Consider the following 231-nt stretch of genomic DNA (forward strand, 5'->3'; position numbering starts at 1 on the left):
GTTCGATATAAAGCCGCAACGTTGCGCCCGACGTGCCTGTCCCGGAAAGACGCAGGACAATGCGCGATCCGCCGTTGAAGAGAATGCGGATGCCTTGATGCTCACTCACCGATTTGTCGACGGGGTCATGATAGGCAAAATCATCGGCCTTGGTGATCGTCAGTCCCTGCACAGTCTTGCCCGCAAGCGTCGGCAGCTTGGCCCGCAAGGCGTCGATCAGGCTGTTGGCCG

General features: G+C 59.3%; 1 protein-coding gene. It reads right to left on the reverse strand.

Translation table 11 applies throughout. From position 1 onward, the window contains the following. The coding region (locus AC0MA3_RS26810) for a hypothetical protein (RefSeq protein ID WP_474658396.1) at positions 1 to 231 on the reverse strand (231 nt) is incomplete at both ends.

This window comes from Paenibacillus sp. LS-5, assembly GCF_056121505.1.